Origin of the sequence: Streptomyces sp. NPDC050636 (assembly GCF_040654775.1) — a bacterium.
In the GTDB taxonomy this organism is placed as follows: Bacteria; Actinomycetota; Actinomycetes; order Streptomycetales; family Streptomycetaceae; genus Streptomyces.
Map to the genome: position 1 here is coordinate 1 of NZ_JBFAIP010000126.1, position 16,302 is coordinate 16,302.

Annotated in this window: 16 protein-coding genes and 1 pseudogene; 6 read left to right on the top strand and 11 right to left on the bottom strand. The window is 66.8% G+C overall.

Annotation, left to right across the window (positions count from 1 at the left end):
- Positions 1 to 65: 65 nt before the first annotated feature.
- Positions 66 to 935: an MFS transporter gene (locus AB0I10_RS36905; RefSeq protein WP_363157124.1), complete on the bottom strand. Its 870-nt coding sequence runs from the start codon at positions 933 to 935 to the stop codon at positions 66 to 68.
- A 224-nt stretch (positions 936 to 1,159) separates the two neighbouring features.
- Positions 1,160 to 1,288, bottom strand: a complete 129-nt coding sequence (locus AB0I10_RS36910; RefSeq protein ID WP_363157125.1) for a hypothetical protein — start codon at positions 1,286 to 1,288, stop codon at positions 1,160 to 1,162.
- Positions 1,289 to 1,424: 136 nt separating this feature from the next.
- Here AB0I10_RS36910 and AB0I10_RS36915 point away from each other — a divergent pair, with 136 nt between their 5' ends.
- The 4 genes from AB0I10_RS36915 (at position 1,425) to AB0I10_RS36930 (ending at position 4,819) form a co-directional block, all read left to right on the top strand.
- Complete coding sequence (locus AB0I10_RS36915; protein WP_363157126.1) at positions 1,425 to 2,195, top strand: 2OG-Fe dioxygenase family protein; 771 nt, start codon at positions 1,425 to 1,427, stop codon at positions 2,193 to 2,195.
- Positions 2,196 to 2,312: 117 nt separating this feature from the next.
- Positions 2,313 to 2,618 carry an NIPSNAP family protein gene (locus tag AB0I10_RS36920; protein ID WP_363157127.1) on the top strand — a complete coding sequence of 102 codons (306 nt, stop codon included), beginning with the start codon at positions 2,313 to 2,315 and terminating at the stop codon, positions 2,616 to 2,618.
- A gap of 357 nt (positions 2,619 to 2,975) precedes the next feature.
- Positions 2,976 to 4,121 carry a phosphate ABC transporter substrate-binding protein PstS gene (gene pstS / locus AB0I10_RS36925; RefSeq protein ID WP_363157128.1) on the top strand — a complete coding sequence of 382 codons (1,146 nt, stop codon included), beginning with the start codon at positions 2,976 to 2,978 and terminating at the stop codon, positions 4,119 to 4,121.
- Positions 4,122 to 4,351: 230 nt separating this feature from the next.
- Positions 4,352 to 4,819: a Pycsar system effector family protein gene (locus tag AB0I10_RS36930; RefSeq protein ID WP_363157129.1), complete on the top strand. Its 468-nt coding sequence runs from the start codon at positions 4,352 to 4,354 to the stop codon at positions 4,817 to 4,819.
- Positions 4,820 to 4,846: 27 nt separating this feature from the next.
- On the opposite strand, the gene AB0I10_RS36935 is transcribed toward AB0I10_RS36930, so the two are convergent.
- The 9 genes and pseudogenes from AB0I10_RS36935 to AB0I10_RS36975 form a co-directional block, all read right to left on the bottom strand.
- Entirely contained in the window at positions 4,847 to 5,650 is an 804-nt protein-coding gene (locus tag AB0I10_RS36935) for a carbohydrate ABC transporter permease (RefSeq protein ID WP_363157138.1), read from the bottom strand.
- A gap of 80 nt (positions 5,651 to 5,730) precedes the next feature.
- Positions 5,731 to 6,675 carry a sugar ABC transporter permease gene (locus AB0I10_RS36940; RefSeq protein ID WP_363157131.1) on the bottom strand — a complete coding sequence of 315 codons (945 nt, stop codon included), beginning with the start codon at positions 6,673 to 6,675 and terminating at the stop codon, positions 5,731 to 5,733.
- 127 nt (positions 6,676 to 6,802) lie between these two features.
- A complete protein-coding gene (locus tag AB0I10_RS36945) occupies positions 6,803 to 8,110 on the bottom strand; it encodes a sugar ABC transporter substrate-binding protein (protein ID WP_363157139.1) in 1,308 nt (435 codons plus the stop codon).
- 162 nt (positions 8,111 to 8,272) lie between these two features.
- Positions 8,273 to 9,256, bottom strand: a complete 984-nt coding sequence (locus AB0I10_RS36950) for a sugar-binding domain-containing protein (RefSeq protein WP_363157132.1) — start codon at positions 9,254 to 9,256, stop codon at positions 8,273 to 8,275.
- Positions 9,257 to 9,303: 47 nt separating this feature from the next.
- Positions 9,304 to 9,837 (bottom strand): ATP-binding protein, encoded by a 534-nt coding sequence (locus AB0I10_RS36955; protein ID WP_363157133.1) that lies wholly within the window; start codon positions 9,835 to 9,837, stop codon positions 9,304 to 9,306.
- Positions 9,838 to 10,135: 298 nt separating this feature from the next.
- Entirely contained in the window at positions 10,136 to 11,443 is a 1,308-nt protein-coding gene (locus AB0I10_RS36960) for a tetratricopeptide repeat protein (protein ID WP_363157140.1), read from the bottom strand.
- A 634-nt stretch (positions 11,444 to 12,077) separates the two neighbouring features.
- Entirely contained in the window at positions 12,078 to 13,427 is a 1,350-nt protein-coding gene (locus AB0I10_RS36965; RefSeq protein ID WP_363157134.1) for a diacylglycerol kinase family protein, read from the bottom strand.
- A gap of 513 nt (positions 13,428 to 13,940) precedes the next feature.
- Positions 13,941 to 14,036 (bottom strand): annotated as a pseudogene (locus AB0I10_RS36970) (transcriptional regulator); the annotation flags it as partial.
- 27 nt (positions 14,037 to 14,063) lie between these two features.
- On the bottom strand, positions 14,064 to 14,666 hold the full coding sequence (locus AB0I10_RS36975; protein WP_363157135.1) for a TetR/AcrR family transcriptional regulator: 603 nt from the start codon (positions 14,664 to 14,666) through the stop codon (positions 14,064 to 14,066).
- 65 nt (positions 14,667 to 14,731) lie between these two features.
- Here AB0I10_RS36975 and AB0I10_RS36980 point away from each other — a divergent pair, with 65 nt between their 5' ends.
- The gene (locus AB0I10_RS36980; RefSeq protein ID WP_363157136.1) at positions 14,732 to 15,496 is read left to right on the top strand and encodes an alpha/beta hydrolase; all 765 of its coding nucleotides are present in this window, start codon (positions 14,732 to 14,734) and stop codon (positions 15,494 to 15,496) included.
- Positions 15,493 to 16,014 (top strand): SRPBCC family protein, encoded by a 522-nt coding sequence (locus tag AB0I10_RS36985; RefSeq protein ID WP_363157137.1) that lies wholly within the window; start codon positions 15,493 to 15,495, stop codon positions 16,012 to 16,014. The genes AB0I10_RS36980 and AB0I10_RS36985 overlap by 4 nt, the downstream gene beginning before the upstream one ends.
- Positions 16,015 to 16,302: the final 288 nt, after the last annotated feature.

The following is a 16,302-nucleotide window of genomic DNA, read 5'->3' on the forward strand; positions in this document are numbered from 1 at the left end:
TGCGGTGCAGTCCTAGACAGCTCCACCACACCGGAGGTCTTCGCCATGATCAAGCCCGGCAAGTGTCAACAACGCTCGTGATCAATACACCTAGATCCTGGTGGCACGAACGACTCGACAGCGACGCCGAAGGCCAGGAGCCCCAGGGTCATGTAGACCCACTTCAGCGATGAACCCGCCCGGTACGTCGTGCGGGGGAAGACCCGCCGCTCGCTACGCCGCTCGTAGGCGACGAATCCGATGCCCAACATCAGCGCCACCACAATGCCGGCTGCCATCGCCGGCGTGTCGTGCAGGACTCCCGCCACGCTGACGGCCGCGGTGGCGGCCATGACCAGCACCAGCGACACGACCGGGATCGGAGCCTGCGCGTCGCTCCGCTCGCTTCGGGGCAGCACACGGGGTACGGCCGCACCGCACACCGCCGCGATCCCAGCCATCAGCACGAACGCCGGGCGCCACGATCCGAATTGGGAGAACAGGCCGCCGAGCGCCGGACCGACGAAGTTCCCGACGCCGTACATCGCCGACATCAACGCATTGCCGCGGGTCCAGAGCCGGCGGGGCAGGGCGGACCGGATGACGGCGAACCCCAGTCCGGACAACAACCCGGCACCGAGTCCCTGGAGACCGCGGCCGACCAGCAACACCGGCATCGTCGGGCTCGCCGCACAGGCCAGTGAACCCACCATGAAGACGGCGAACCCGAAGAGATAGGCACCGATGTTCCCCCACCGGGCGAGGAACCGGCTGACGAGCATCGTCGCGACCACCATGGCGACGAGGTAGATCGTCATGTTCCACGCGTAGAAATTCTCGCCGCCGATGTCGGCCACCGCGGTCGGCAACATGCTCGATGCCAGATAGATGTTGACCGCGCCGACGAGCACCCCGCCGGCCAACACGATCGCGGCGCCGAGATGCTCCGGGCCCAACAGCTCCCGCCAGCGGGGCGGGGCGTTGTCACACATCCGCGGGCCACGGGACACGACGGCAGGCCTCACGCCGGGCAGTTTGTTTTTGCCAGCATTCATACCTTCAAACGTTCCATTGAACCGAGCCCGGAGACTTTGTGCCGCCTGCGGCCGACAGGTCAAGGCCGGTGGGCGGACAACCCTCAAGCCGCAGGTTGAACCCGGCTCCGCACACGACTCACGAGCTACGAGCTACGACGCTCGGTCGCCACTGAAGCGGCAGCAACCCCGTCCTGGCCACGGGCGATGTCCAGTTGGTACGGCACGCTGGTGACCATCTCGCGGTAGGGCGAGTCGAGTACGACCAGCGGCAAAACCGCATCGACCTCCGCGTGGCCGGAATGCCGCCCTTCCCCAACAGCCCCACCACTCACTACGTTCCGTCCGGATGAGTGGGGCGCACATCAGAGACTGACGTGCCCCTGACATGACTTCGGCAGAAGGGCCGGCATGGACAAGGGAGACACTCCGGCGTCGATTGCGGACCTCGGCGTCGACCATCGCCAGGAGTTACGGCTTCAACGCCACGCCGCGATCGCGGCCGACGAATGGCGGCTCAGCCCCGGGCTGTCGGCGACGTTCGCCCCGCTGGCCGCGGCGTGGGAGCGACTCGACCCGGATCCGCATTTCGGCGGCGGACAACGGGCCACGCGCACACGCCGCTACAGCGACTTCGACTACACCCCGGACAGCGGCGAACTGGCACCGCGCACCCACGTCGCCTACCTCCAGAGCATGGAGATGAACGCCTTCGTCGGCGGCATGGAACGGCACTTCGGCGACGTCGAGCCGCAGACCTACACCAACGCGCTCTTCCGCGCCCTGGTCCGGTACGACTTCGACAGCCTTCCGATCGGGCCCGAACACCGGTCCCGCATATGGCGCTGCCAGATCCACCAGATCCGCATCACGATCCATCCGGGCCAGATCTATGACGTCGTCCCCGAGGGCATTCACTCCGACGGGTACCCCTTCGCCGCCCTGCACCTCATCGCTCGCGTCAACGTCGCCGGTGGGGAGAGTTCCCTCCGCACGTGGGACGAGGAGGAGCTGCTCGCCAAAACGACCTTCCGCAAGCCCCTGGACACCCTGATATTCGAGGACCGGCGGATGAAGCACTACACGACGCCGATCAGCGCACCACGGGCAGGTGAGGGCCACCGCGACGTGCTGGCGGTCTCCTTCTCACTACCCAACTCGCCATACGAAATCCTGGTGTGACTGCACCAACGCATCCGCACCTGTGGAACACCACGGGTTTCGGACCGGCTTCCGGGGAAGCCACGTACGGACTCGCCGTGTGACACGCACAGACGGCACAGGAAACGAGGAGGCCGCATGGTCACCATCCATCTGAAATACGAGATCGACACCGAACGCCTTGAGGAATTCGAGGAGTACGGACGCCGCTGGATTCATCTGGTCGACCGCTTCGGCGGCACCCACCACGGCTTCTTCCTACCGAGCGAGGGCGACAGCGACATCGCCTACGCCCTGTTCTCCTTCCCGACCCTCGCCGCATACGAGCAGTACCGTCTCGACAGCACTACAGACCCCGAATGCCGAGCGGCATACGAACTCGCCCGCAAGACCCGCTGCATCAAACGCTACGAACGCCGCTTCCTACGCCCGCTCCAGCCCTGAGACCAGGGCAATCCCCACTGGCGCTGCCGAGTACGCCACAAGCCCGCAATGCGCGCCCATGCCTCGATACCGCCCCCGTCGGCACGCACGAAGCAGGAACCCTGCGGCCATTTGGGCGATCTATGAACCCGGTAGCGCAACTGCCCGAGACCGAAGCTTCCATTACCAGAGGTATTCAATAGATTGCTTATAGTGATTTTCGATCGATGCACGGGCCGCTGCCGCTGCCCGTTCCACGGCGAGCATTGTGCGCCTGGGCGCGCTCCGCCACACACCTACGCCGCAGCGATTACGCGGCACCACAGCCAACCCTCTGCTGCGCCGGCCCCGGCCGTCCGCAGGAAGGAGCACGGGAGAGTGAAGCGTCAGCGCAAGAGCGGGCTGCGGACCCTGGCGGCCGGCTCGGCGGTTGTTTCCGGCGCCCTGGTCCTGACGGCCTGCGGCTCGGACAACGACTCCAGCCCCTCCGGCGGACCGTCCAAAACCACCGCCACCGCCACCGCTGGGGCCGGCGGCATCGCGTGCGGCAAGTCGGCCACCGTGCAGGCTTCCGGCTCGACCGCCCAGGAATACGCGATGCAGTCCTGGATCAAGAGCTATGTGCGGGCCTGTCCCGGTACCCGGATCAATTACGAGGGCACCGGTTCCGGCACCGGCCAGACCGAATTCCTCCAGGGCAAAACCGCCTTCGCGGGCTCCGACTCCCCGCTGAGCGCCGACCAGATCACCCAGTCCAAGAGCGTCTGCACCGACGGCGGCCACGCCGTCCACCTGCCGATGGTCGGCGGCCCCATCTCGGTCGCCTACAACCTGCCGGGTGTCAGCAGACTGATCCTGGACGCACCCACCCTCGCCCACATCTTCAACTCGCAGATCACCAAGTGGAACGACCCGGCGATCGCGAAACTCAACCCCGGCACCAAACTGCCCGCGACACCCATTCAGGCGACCCACCGCTCCGACTCCTCCGGCACCACGGACAACTTCACGTCCTACCTGAGCGACGCCGCACCGAGCGCCTGGCCGTACTCGCACAGCAAGGAGTGGAAGGCCAAAGGCAGTCCGTCCGCCAAGAAGTCCGCCGGCCTCGCCGACCAGGTGAAACAGACCAAGGGCTCAATCGGCTACGTCGAACTTTCATATGCGATCGCCCGCAGGATTCCCACGGTCGCGATTGCCACGGGTGCCTCCTCCCCCGTCGACGCCAATGTCCTTACGTCCTCCAAGGCGATCTCGGAATCCAAAGTCACCGGCACCGGAAACGACCTCGTCCTCAAACTCAACTACGCCACCAAAGCCCCCAGCTCATACCCCATCAACGCCGTCACCTACGAAATCGTCTGCGACAAGGGCAACAAACCCGCGACCTGGCCCGCCACCAAAGCGTTCCTCACATACATGGCCAGCAAGAAAGGTCAGGAAGACCTCAGCTTCCAGGGTTACGCGACACTCCCGGCCGACGTCGTGAACAAGGTCCGCAGCCACATCAACAACCTGTCCTGACTTCAGCATCAACGTCGACATCAACCTGTGCGGCACCAACGGTGCCGACGGGCAGCTCACTCCACTCCCCGCCACACCCGGTGTCCCGCCTCGTGCAGAAGAACCGCACGGAAACTGCGCGGACGGCCACAACGTCCTAGACCTCAAGGGACTCTCCGGAGTCCGCTGGGCTGCCGATACGGCCCCTGGACACGTTGAATCCGGCCGACGAAGCGGGAGAAGACACACCGATGGCAACCACCACACCCGATCCGCAGCAGGACAGGGCCCAAGACCGCATCGCCGCGACCGTAGTTGCCCTTCAGGGTGACTTGGCCCGCTCCGAGAACAAGGCGAGCCTGCTGCTGGCCTTGGCAGCGGCCGCACTTGTGGCAGTGATTTCGGCAGGCGCAAGCCTCCATCTGACCGTGTTTGCCGCCGTGGTCGGGTCCCTCGGTGCCGCTGCGCTGCTGGCCGCCGCCCTGGTTCTTCTGCTTGCGGTCCGCCCGGACCTCGGCGGCACCGGCTGGACGAGCTGGCCCCATTTGAGCACCGAGCAATTGCGCGAACAGCTGGCGTCCGGCTACCAACTGGACCATCTGAGGTTCATGGCCACTCTCGCCGCTCGGAAGTTTCGACTTATCCGGGCAGCGGTTGACTGCCTCTTTGCCGGGCTCGCGCTACTGGCTCTCGCGGCTGTCGTCGTCGGGACGGCCTGAGCTCGGCGTATCTGCCGACGACGGCCGTCATTTGACCGCTCCCATCGACAGGCCCTGGACCAGCTTGTCCTGAGCAGCGAATCCGGCGATGAGTACGGGGAGGGAAACGACGACTGCCGCAGCGCAGACCTTGGCCAGGAAAAGGCCCTGACTGGTGACGAATCCGGTCAGGAAAACCGGCGCGGTGATGGAGCGGACACCGGTGAGGACACGGGCGAACAGCATCTCGTTCCAGCTGAAGATGAAGCAGATGAGGGAGGTTGCTGCGATTCCGGGGGCTGCGATCGGGGTGACGATCCGGCGGAGGACGGTGAGCAGGCCGGCGCCGTCGATGGCGGCTGCCTCAAGGATCTCGACCGGGATCTCGGCGAGGAACGAGCGCATCATCCATACCGCGATCGGCAGGTTCATCGCGGTGTAGAGGACGGCCATCAGCCAGATGTTGTCCAGCAGTCCGGTGTTTTTGGCGACGAGGTAGATCGGCAGCAGGCCCGCGACCGCCGGGAGCATTTTGGTGGACAGAAAGAAGAACATCGCATCCGACCACTTGCGCACCGGTTTGATCGACAGGGCGTACGCCGCCGGGATCGCCAGCATGAGCACGAACAAGGTCGATGCGATGGCGGCGGTGGCGGAGTTGGCCAGCGCGGGCCAGGGGCTGGTCCCGGTGGAGGTGCCGAAGAACTCGCGATAGCCCTCAAGGGTCAGGGGGGCAGTGATCGAGGGGGGATTGGTCGCGGCGTCGGCCTCGCTGTGGAAGGAAGTCAGGACCATCCATGCCACGGGCAGGAAGAAGAGCAACCCGGTGGCCCAGGCGGCCAGTCCCCACATCGTGCCTGTGTGACGGGTGAGCCGTTGGTGGAAGGGCCGTCTGAGCCGCCCTCGCGATCGTCCGGTGGTCGTGCCGGTGCTCATGACTGCTCCTGACGCAGGAGGGTGGAGACCAGGCGCAGTGCAAGGATGGCGATGACGATGGTGCCGAGGACGACGATGACACCGGCCGCGGACGCCTGACCGTAGTCATGTGCTTGGTAGAAGCTCTGGTAGATGGTGTACGGCAGGTTCGCGGTGCCCAGTCCGCCGGACGTGATGGTGAAGACCGCGTCGAAGTTCTGCACGATGTAGATGGATCCGAGCAGCGCGGCCAGTTCGAGGTATCTGCGCAGGTGAGGCAGGGTCAGGTAGCGGAAGGTCTGCCAGGCGCCCGCTCCGTCCACCCGGGCGGCCTCGATCGCTTCCAGGGAACGGCTCTGCAGACCGGCGAGCAGGATCAGCGTCATGAACGGTGTCCACTGCCAGATCAGGGAGACCACGATGGACATCAGCGGCGCCTGGGTGATCCAGTCCGGCTGCGGCGGCTCGTGCCCGCCGAACAGCGACCAGATCCAGGTCAGTACGCCGTTGAGCAGCCCGTATTCGGGGTTGTAGAGCGCGTGCTTCCACAGCAGTGCCGCGGCGACGGGGACGACCAGGAACGGTGCGATGAGCATGGTGCGCACCGCCCCGCGGCCGCGGAACCTCCGGTCGAGGAGGAGAGCCGCCCCCAGGCCGAGAACGAGACTGAGCAGCACCACACCCACGGTGAGCCGGACGGTGGTGAGCACGGAGGAACGCAGAACCGGCTCGCTGAACACCTGCACGTAATTGGCGAACCCGGTGAATCCTTGCTCGCCGGGCCGCAGGGCGTTCCAGTTCATGAAGGAGATCACCACAGTTGCGGCGAACGGCAGCTGAGTGACGATCACCATGAAGAGCAAGGCCGGCAGCAGTGGGGCGCGTCTGGCCCAGGCATGAAGCGGCCGTCGGGGCCGGGCCGGTGCGGGAGTGGCACCGGCGAGGGGTCTTGCCTTGTGCATGTGGGTGGTACTCATTTCATGTTTCCGGGCAATGCTGCGGGTCAGCGATTCCGGGATACGAATCAGAGCTTCCGGTCAGTGGTTCCGGTCAGTGCTTCCAGCAGGCGCTCCCGGTCAGTGCTTCCGGTCAGTGCTTCCGGTATTTCGCGGCGACGTGCTGTGCCAGCTCCTGGGACTTGTCCAGGGCCGTGGTCACCGAGATACGGCCCGCAATAGCCGAGGCGATCTCCTGAGAGGTTCTGGTCGCCAGGTCCGGGAATTCCGGGATGTCCACGAACTGGATGCCGACGGTCGGGCGTGGCTGCAGGCCGGGGTTGTTCGGGTCGGCTCCGGTGATGGCTTCCTTGGTGGCCCGGTAGAAGGAGGCCGCCGCCTTCTGGTATTCGGGGTCGGCGTACGTCGAGGCGCGCTTGCCGGCCGGCACCCTCGCCCAGCCGAGTGTGTTCCCGACGAGCTTTTCGTACTCCTTGCCGGAGGCCCATGCGATGAATTTCGCCGCGTTGTCCTGGTGCCTGCTCGCGTTCTGGATTCCCCAGGCCCACGAGTAGAGCCACCCGGAGTTCTTGGTCTTGTTCACCGGAGCCATGGCATAGCCGACCTTGCCGGCGACGGGCGATTCCTTGCTCTCCAGGAGTCCGGCGGCCGAGGTGGCGTCGTACCACATGGCGGTCTTGCCGTGCTGGAAGCTGCTGAGGCACTCGGCGAACCCGGCCTGTGCGGCACCCGGCTCACCGTGCTTACGGATCAGGTCGACGTACATCTTCGTCGCCTGGGTGAAGCCGGCGCCGTTCACCTGAGCCTTCCAGTCCTTGGTGAACCAGGTGCCACCGTAGGTGTTGACCACCGTGGTCAGCGGGGCGATCACCTCGCCCCATCCGGGCATGCCACGCAGGCAGATGCCCTTCAGGCCCGGCCTGGAGCCGTCCGTCTTGGCCGCCAGAGCGGCGACCTGCCGCCAGGTCGGATGCCGCGGCATGCTCAACCCTTCGGCCTTGAAGATGTCCTTGCGGTACATCAGGAACGAGGACTCGCCGTAGAAGGGCTCGGCGTAGAGCTTGCCGTCGTCCCCGGTCAGCCCCTCCTGGATGGGGGTGAGGATATCGCTCTGGGCGAAGGAACGGTCCTTGGCGACGGTGCCGTTCAGCGGGGCCAGCCAGCCGTACCCACCGTAAATAGGCGCCTCGAAATTGCTGATCGATGCCACGTCGTAGGTCCCGGCCTGGCTGGAGAACTCCTGACTGATCTTGTCGCGTACATCGTTCTCCGGCAGCACGGTGTAGTTGACCTTGATGCCGGTCTGCCGGGTGAAGTGACTTGGGGTCAGCTTTTGCAGATCGAGCATCTGGGGGTTGTTCACCATGAGTACGTTCACCGCCTTGCCATCCCCACCGGTGGCACCGCCCTGGCCCCATCCGGCGCAGCCGGCGGCGAGCATCAAGGCGGTACAGGTGACCAGGGCGATGCGGACGACAGTGTGCCGACCGGGCCTTCTGCGTCTGGTACTGCCATTTCTCGCGTTCACGGGAATGCTCGTTTCTGGGCGGAAAATCGGAAGGCGTTTCGGCGGAATCCCTGGTAACGCACAGCCTGGGCGACGTCACGCGAGCAGGTGCTCCGCCACGGCCGTGTCCGTGACAATTCCGTTGAACAGCCCGGTCTTCAGGGCCGCCGAGGTCGCCATGGCCCGCTCGGCGCCGTCGGCCAGGAGAATCACATCGGGCACGCGGCGCAGTTCGTCGAAGCTGATGGCGATGATCCGTTCACTCAACTCCGGGGCGACGACCCGCCCCTCGGCATCCAGCAGCCGCCCGGACACCTCGGCGCAGGCGCCTTGGCGCCGGTAGTCCTCGCGCTCGGATTCGCTGAGCGCGTCGTAGACCGTGGACAGCCCCGGGCTCCATCCCCCGACGGTGATGACCGCCTTGGTGATGTGGCTGAAGCGGCTGACCGCTTCGGCGATGCCCGGCTGCCCGCGAAGCATCCGGGCCGTCTTCCCGTCAGGCAGCAGATGGGGCGCGTAGATGGGGTAGGCGGCGCCTCGGGCGACCGCGGCGGCCCGTCGCACGGCGTCCACCGCGTTGGCGTCCACCGGTCGCAGCGGGGTCACGCCGCACAGTTGCACAACGGTGCACCGGGCCAGGCTGGTCAGTTCGGGGCTCAGTGCCTCGATCTCGGGACCCCAGATGAGCCCGAGGACATCGCCGTCCGTGACGATCTCGGCGAGCAGATCCGCCGTGACCGCGCCGAGGCGATGGGTGACCACCGCTGCGCCTCCTGGGTCATCGGCCCGCGAGTTGAACACGAGGGCGTGGCGCAGGCCGTACCGGGTGCGCAGGGCATCGGAGCGTTCGGCGTCGAGTTCGGCGGGCAGGCGGATCTCCAGCCGGATCAAACCGTCGCGGACGGCGGCCTCCAGCGTCCGGGCCACCTTGAAGCGGCTGATACCGAATTCCTCCGCTATCTCGGTCTTGGATTGCCCCTCCAGATAGAACCTCCGGGCCATGGCGGCCGTGTGCACCAGTTCCTCCGGGCCCGTGTGGTGCGCGCGGGGTCCGGCCTTCTGCCTTTGACGAGTACTCATCCGGGTCTCACCACCCGTTCTTCGGACGTGCCAGGAAACCCGGCACATCAGTCCATGAGGGCATCGGGCACGCGCGAAAGTGAGGCGCGGACCCATTTGCCGCCGTCGGGATTCAGGCCGCAGGTCCAGGACTCGGCGAGGGTCGCGATGATCAGCAGCCCGCGCCCGCAGTCGTCTTCACGTCCGGCCGCTCGCCTGACGGGCAGGATCGCGGATCCGTCGCGCACCTCGATGTGGAGCCCGTCGGGTTGCAGCGCCAGCCGGAGAACGAACACCGGCTCCGGTCGCGGGTCACGCCCGCTCTCGGGCGGCAGCGGCTGAGCACCGTGGCGGATGGCATTCGTGGCCAGCTCGCAGACGATCAGCACTGCGGCGTCGATGAGCTCCTCGCCCTCGCCCCAGAGGCGCAGAGACTCTTCGGTGAAGGTCCGCGCCTGCCGGGCGGCCGGCAGAACCGCCTGCAATTCGAGCGAGGCGCAGGCGACTTCGGTATCAGCGGGGACGACTTCGATGTCATGGTGGACGACTTCGAAGTCGTGGGGGACGACTTCGACACCAGGGGGGACGGCGATTTCCGCCACAGCAGTCATGTTCTCGGCCCTTCAAGCAAGTGCGTGATCGGCCCTTGAGGCTGCCGCGGCCTCAAGGCGGGGTCCCCCCGATCTGTTGCAGCATCCACGCCGCAACCTTTGCTCAAGCGAGCAAATGCAACTCATATGTGCATTTGTTCTTCCATTAAAGATCCGCGCGAGGTGATGTCAACAGCTTGAGGGCCCGCCGGGCAAACTTTTTCGAAAATGAGCACACTCTGCTCAATCGAGCAGAATCAGCCCTGGCTGCCATGACCGTGCGCAGCGGAACGGGGACGCTCCGTCGAAGTCAGTCGCCTCGGCGAGGGTCCCGTCCCGTCTTTCCGGCGATGTCCGCCATGTTGGTCAGGGCTTCTGCCATACGTTCCGGATGGGCACCCGGAACGGCTTCCGCGATGCCGTGGAAGAGCTCGACCGATTCCTTGATCGGCGCGTATGCCTCGTCCCACCTTTCTGCCTCGGCGTACCGGGTTGCCAAGTAGTTCAAGGCGAAGGCGAGCTCGGGTCCGTACGTATCCGCATCCTCTTCGGCGAGGCGCCGGAATACCGTGACGGATTCTTCTGCCAGGTCCACAGCGGAGGAATGGCAGCCCACCATGCTGTGTGCCCCTGCCGCGGTCTGGAGGGATTCGACGACGTCGGCGGCGTAGGCGCCAGGGGCGGCCTCATCGAGGCGACGGAAGATGAGGACGGATTCCTCCGCGGCAGCCAGCGCGCTCTCCCCGTCATCGTCCGCTCCGCTCAGCTGCCGGAACAGGGCGACCGTCTCCACTCCCGCAGCCCGCGCTGCCGTCAGGTCGCCCTGATCCTCGTGGACACGCGCGAGTTGGCCAAGGGACAGGGCGAGATTGCCTGTGTGCGCCTTCGGATTGGCTGCGACGAGTTTGCGATACAGGTCAATGGCCTCCCCGCTCGCCTCCAGCGCTTCGCCGATCCGCTCGCCGCTGTCCTCATCGGCAACGGAAAGCGTCTCGTAGGCAACGGAAAGCGTATTGAGGGATGCCGCGAGGTCGGGCTGATGAGTGTCCGGTTCCTTTTCGGCCAGGCTGCGATACAGATCGACCGCTTCGATGCTCGCATTCACCGCACGGTCGCAATCCCCGTACTCCGCCGCCGAAGCCGACAGGGCGTTGAGGCACCTCGCCAGGTCGGGCTCGTACGTTTCCGGATCCTGCGCGGACAGACCACGGAAAACACCGACCGCCTCGATACTCGCCGCCACGGCGCACTCCAGGCTCCCGTCCGTGTCATAGGCGATCGACAGGCTATTGAGGCTTTTGGCGACGTCGGGTTCGTGAATATCGGGATCGCCCTCGGCGAGGCGGCGGTAGATGGTGAGCGCCTCTTCGCCCGCGGTCACCGCTTCGGTACACAGGCCCGACTCCTGACAGTCGATGGAAAGGCTGTTCAGGCTGTTGGCGAGCTCCGCACTGTAGGCGTCGGGCTGCGCGGCGGCCAGTCGCCGGTAGACCGTAACGGCCCGCTCGCTCGCCGCACGCCCTTGTCGCCAATTCCCCAGCGCGCCATGCCGTACGGAAAGATCGTTGAGGGCCAGGGCAAGCTCGGGTTCGTACCTCTGCGGATCGTCGGTGGCCAGACGCTCGAAGTCGTGTCCCGCTGGAGATCCTGATCGTCAAGGCGTTCTCCGTCACGGTACTGGCTGAGGCGGGCTCCCCGGCGGGAATTGGCCGACTGACCAGCCGCTCGGGTGTCCGTTGCCAAGGCCGGCCGGCACGCGGACAAACCGCGGCTCCAGTCCATGCATCCTGCCCCTGGGAAGGCGCGAAGGGCAGCACAGCGCCGCGGGGCGGCCGGTGCTCCGTCGCGCGCGTCCCGCCCTACGTATCCCCGTGTGGCGCAATAGCGAGGATGGCGAGGATGGCGACATCGTCGCGGAAGTCCCGGGTGTGACGGGGCAAGGTCGGCGTTCAGGAATTCGATGACGTCGGCCGGGCCGGGGGCGGGCCGATCGGTGAAGCGGTGGCGGAGCCCAGCCTCCGTACCGCAGGCACCGGACACGCCCACCATGTGACGCAGGCGCTCAGCGCAACGCGTTCATTTCGCCGTCGGCAGCATGTCACACGCCGTCAGACGCGCTGTCGTCACCACTGGGACTGCCGCGGCGACAACGCCGACCTGCATGTCATCGGCATGGTGCGCGGCTACCCGCGCACTCCGCTCAGCCAGAACCTCACCGATTCACCCAGAGCTTCACCGACTCACCCGGAACCTCACCGATCCGTGTCTGCCGACCGCCTCACAGTGCCGTGACCAGGTGCCGCGAGCTTGAGCAACCGCCGCCAGTCAACGGGCGGCTTCGTCCTCGGCACACCAGGTCGGCGTCTCGGCACCCGTACGCGCAAGGCCCCCGGCTCGATGCGGCAGCGCACGGGCGTCGGCAGGGTGACCGCCTCGCCGTCCAACCCGACCGGGACCTCGGGCTCGTCCGCGTCGACCACCAGCTCGCGTGTGGTCAGCGCGGTGAGCCCGGGGGCCTGATGGCCACGGAGCATACCCGCCGCCTGAGCCGCGCTGTCGACCTTGATGCCGAGAACCCCCAGAACGCCGGAGTCGAGCCGTTCGCGGCGCCCCGTTCCGGCCCGGTCGCCCATCCGGTACGGATTGTTGCTCACCAGTACCGCCTGCGGCCCGTCGATGACGACGCCCTCGGCACGCACGGTCAAGCGGGGGCCGCTCTGGTGGGTCAGCAGGTCCGGCAGCAGCTGAAGGGTGGTGTGGACCTTGTCGTCGCGATAGGCAGGGCTCTGCACCACGGCCGCGTAGGCGCCGAAAGAGGCGTTGTTGACGAAGGCACGATCGCCGATGAAGCCCAGGTCGATGCGGAGTTCGACACCGTCGGAGAGTGCGTCCAGGCACGTCGCCGGGTCGTCCCGGTCCAGGCCCAGATCCAGGGCGAAGTGGTTGCGGGTGCCGGCCGAGATCACCATGTACGGAATGTCGTGTTCCGCGGCCACGCCGGCGACCAGGGCCTGGGTGCCGTCACCGCCCGCGACGCCGAGCAGGTCGGCACCGTCGGCGACGGCCCGGCGGGCAAGCTGGACGACGTCCTGCGGATGGGCGGCATCCAGCAGCAGGACATCGGAGCCGAGCGCCTCCGCCTTTTCTTTGAGGCCGAACCTCCCCACTTTTCCGCCGCCCGACCGGGGATTCATGATCAGGAAGGGGCGTCTCGGGGCAGCGATCCGAAATTCCGGAGTACGCGCGGGCTGGATGTCCACACCGAGCGCGGCCCCGCCCGCGGAGACCGCGACCGCCCACAGCAGAACAGTGACGATGGCGACCCACAGCAGTCCGGCCAGCGCATAGAGCACCAGCACGGCGACCGGTGCGATCACCGCCACGACGATCGCCAGCACCCTGCCGAAGCCACGGCGGGTCAGCCCCCACCACATACAGGCCGCACAGACCACCAGCCCGCCTATCCCGAACGCCACCAGGGCGACACTCTTCAGCCCCGCGAACAGCAGCAGTACCACTGCGGCCGCGGCCACGGCCACGAACGCCAGACGCGCGGACCAGCGCTGCGCCCCGGTGCCATGCGCGCCGGAAACGGTGTCCATAGGGCCATTGCACAACCATCCGACGGTCAGCGCATCATCTTCCCTGCGAGGCCACGCGGCATCTTCCCTGTGAGCCCACACGGCCAGGACGATCACCGGAGCGGGCACTCCGTTCAGGGGTGGCACTCCGTTTCGTGATCGCCGCCGGGACACCGATGTGAAATGGTAGAAATTCGGCGAAATCACCACTGCGAGAGGAGACGACATGTCATCGAAGCGGCGCCGCAAGAAGAAGGCTCGTCGTAAGGGAGCCAATCACGGTAAGCGGCCTCAGTGCTAAATCGAGGACCACGACCGCTAAAGCGAGGACCACGACCGGCCCATCCCTGAAGGTCGAGTCGCCAGGTCGAATCCCACCTGCGGGACGGAAGGCGGGGGCGCATTACCGCGTCCCCGCCTCGCGAAAACACGCATCACAGCGTTCATCGGCGTGACACCTGCCGCCTCCCGCAATCGCGGATATCTCACGATCCGACAGCAAGTCATACCCCATTCAGTCAAGTTGCCATCGCCCCCCCCCCGCAGCAACGCCTCCCCCAACGACCGCAGCGCATGACGGACGCTGCCGCCCGTGCGGTACGAGGAGATGAGCCCGGCTTCACGGAGTACGGCGGTGTGGTCACCCGGCCATCGTCGTCACCCGGCCGCCCCGGCCCCGTGCAAGACCGTGCTTACGGCGCGGGACACGAAGTCCTTCTCGATGGGGAGTTGGCGGAGTACGACGCGAAGCCAGGCGGCTCCGGCCAGCAGGTCGACCAAGAGCATCGGGTCGGCATCCGCTTCGAGTTCGCCACGGGCGATGGCGCGGTCGAAGACGGGTAGCTCGCGGGCGAGGCGGTCGGCGAAGAACTCACGTACATGCACGGCAAGTTCAGGGCTGTGGGTGGCTGCCCCCAGCGCCGAGACGGCAATGCCGGAGGACGGCGGGGCGGTGAGGAGGGCCACTACTGCATGCAGCAGGGCTTCCAAGTCGCCCTGGAGGCTGCCGGTGTCGGGTGGTTGGAGGTCGAGCTGGCGGGCGCCGGTGAGCGCGGCGCCCAGGAGAGCTCCCTTGGACGGCCACCAGCGGTAGATCGTGGTCTTGTTGACCCCGGATCGCTGCGCGACACCCTCGACGGTCAGCCCCTCGTAGCCCTTCTCCGCAAGCAGCTCCAGCGTGGCGTCGAAGATCTCCTGTGATTTCCGCGGGCCGCCGCTGGACCGTACGCCGTGCCGCACTCCGTGCCGTTCCTCGCTCATGAGGTGAAGACTAACACCGAAAAACAACGCAACGTTGCGTTGCATTTGGGTGTAGCGTGCCGAGCATGGACACCATCGAGACCACTGAAGCCGGGCTGCCCATCGTCTTCGTCCACGGCACACGTGTGAGCGGCACGATGTGGCATCCCGTGATCCAGCACATCGGGGGCAGTCACCCCATGGCGGCGCCCGACCTCCCGGGCCATGGCGCCCGACGCGGCGAGCCGTTCACCATTCCCAGCGCCGTGGATGCGGTCTCCGAAGCCATGGACACCCTCGGCGGCCGGGCGCTGGTCGTGGGACTGTCCCTGGGCGGCTACGTCGCGATAGCCACCGCCGCGCGCCATCCGGACCGGGTTCTCGGCCTGGTGGCGATGGGCTGTACGGCACTGCCGCGCGGGTTGTTCAGCGCCGCCTACCGTGGCGCGGGGCGGGCAGCGGCCGCGTATCCCGAGGCGGCCAATCGCCTCAGCGCTTTCGCATTCCGTTGCACGCTTCCCCACCCGCTGGCCGAGGCCATGGTCTCGGGGGGCCTCAGCAGCGAGATCACGCCGAGCGTGGTCAAGGCCGTCACCGACATGAAGCCGCTGGCCTCGCTCTCGGCGTATCCGGGCCCGGTCTGGCTGGTGAACGGCGCACGCGACCGCTTCCGCCGCGACGAACGCGCATTCCTCCGCGCCTGCCGTGCCGGCCGCCTCTCCGTCCGGCCGGGATACGGGCACGTCACCAGCCTTTCCGATACGGGGGCTGTCGCCCGCACCGTTCTCGATGCCGCTGCCGTCGTCACGGCCGGTACGGACCGCGTTCCGACTCTGGAGGCCGGCCGATGACCAGTCGAGCATCTGGAAATCGGCCAGCGACCGTCCGAGTGTGGAGTGTTGAGGAATCCCTGGAACTTCCCCTCCCACCGGATGCCGTCTATGCGGCCATCGCGGATATCCGACGGATGAGGGAGTGGAGTCCGGAGGTCTTCTGGGTGTGGTCACGCGGAAGCCGCTTTGTGGGCTTCAACCGGAAGGCCTTGTGGTTCTGGTTCACCACCTGCCGGATCGTCACCGCCGACCCCGGCCGGGAATTCGCCTTCGATGTCACCACGTTCGGTATGCCCGTGGCGCGTTGGGGCTACCGTCTGACACCGGCGGGCGAGGGAACGCTGGTCACCGAATACTGGATCGACCATCGCCGCCACGGCTGGCGTCGCTGGGGCGCCGAGACGCTGGGGCTGGTCTTCACCGGGACCCCAGCCGTCCAGCGTGCCGAACACAACCGCGGGAGCATGCGCGCGACTCTTCAGCGGCTGCGCGCTGCTGTGTGCTACGCGCCAACAGGCCGTGGCCGTGTGAGCTGAGCGGGTCGCACGCGGCGAGTGACCCGTTGGGGCGGACCAAGGCCGGGCGCGCCACGGCTACGACCGTCCGCCGCGCCTCCCCGACACAGGCACAGGCACAGGCACAGGCACACGATGGCAGGCCGTACCGGCAGACCCGGTGCGGACTGCCGAGGCGGCGCGCAGCAACTGATCATGTGTCAGGAGCTGGGCATGTGTGTCAGGAGCTGAGGTGGTACTGCGTCCACGGCTGCGTCGGACCCGGCACCGGCGCCGACTCCTCATACGGAGACGCAAACTGCCCCCACG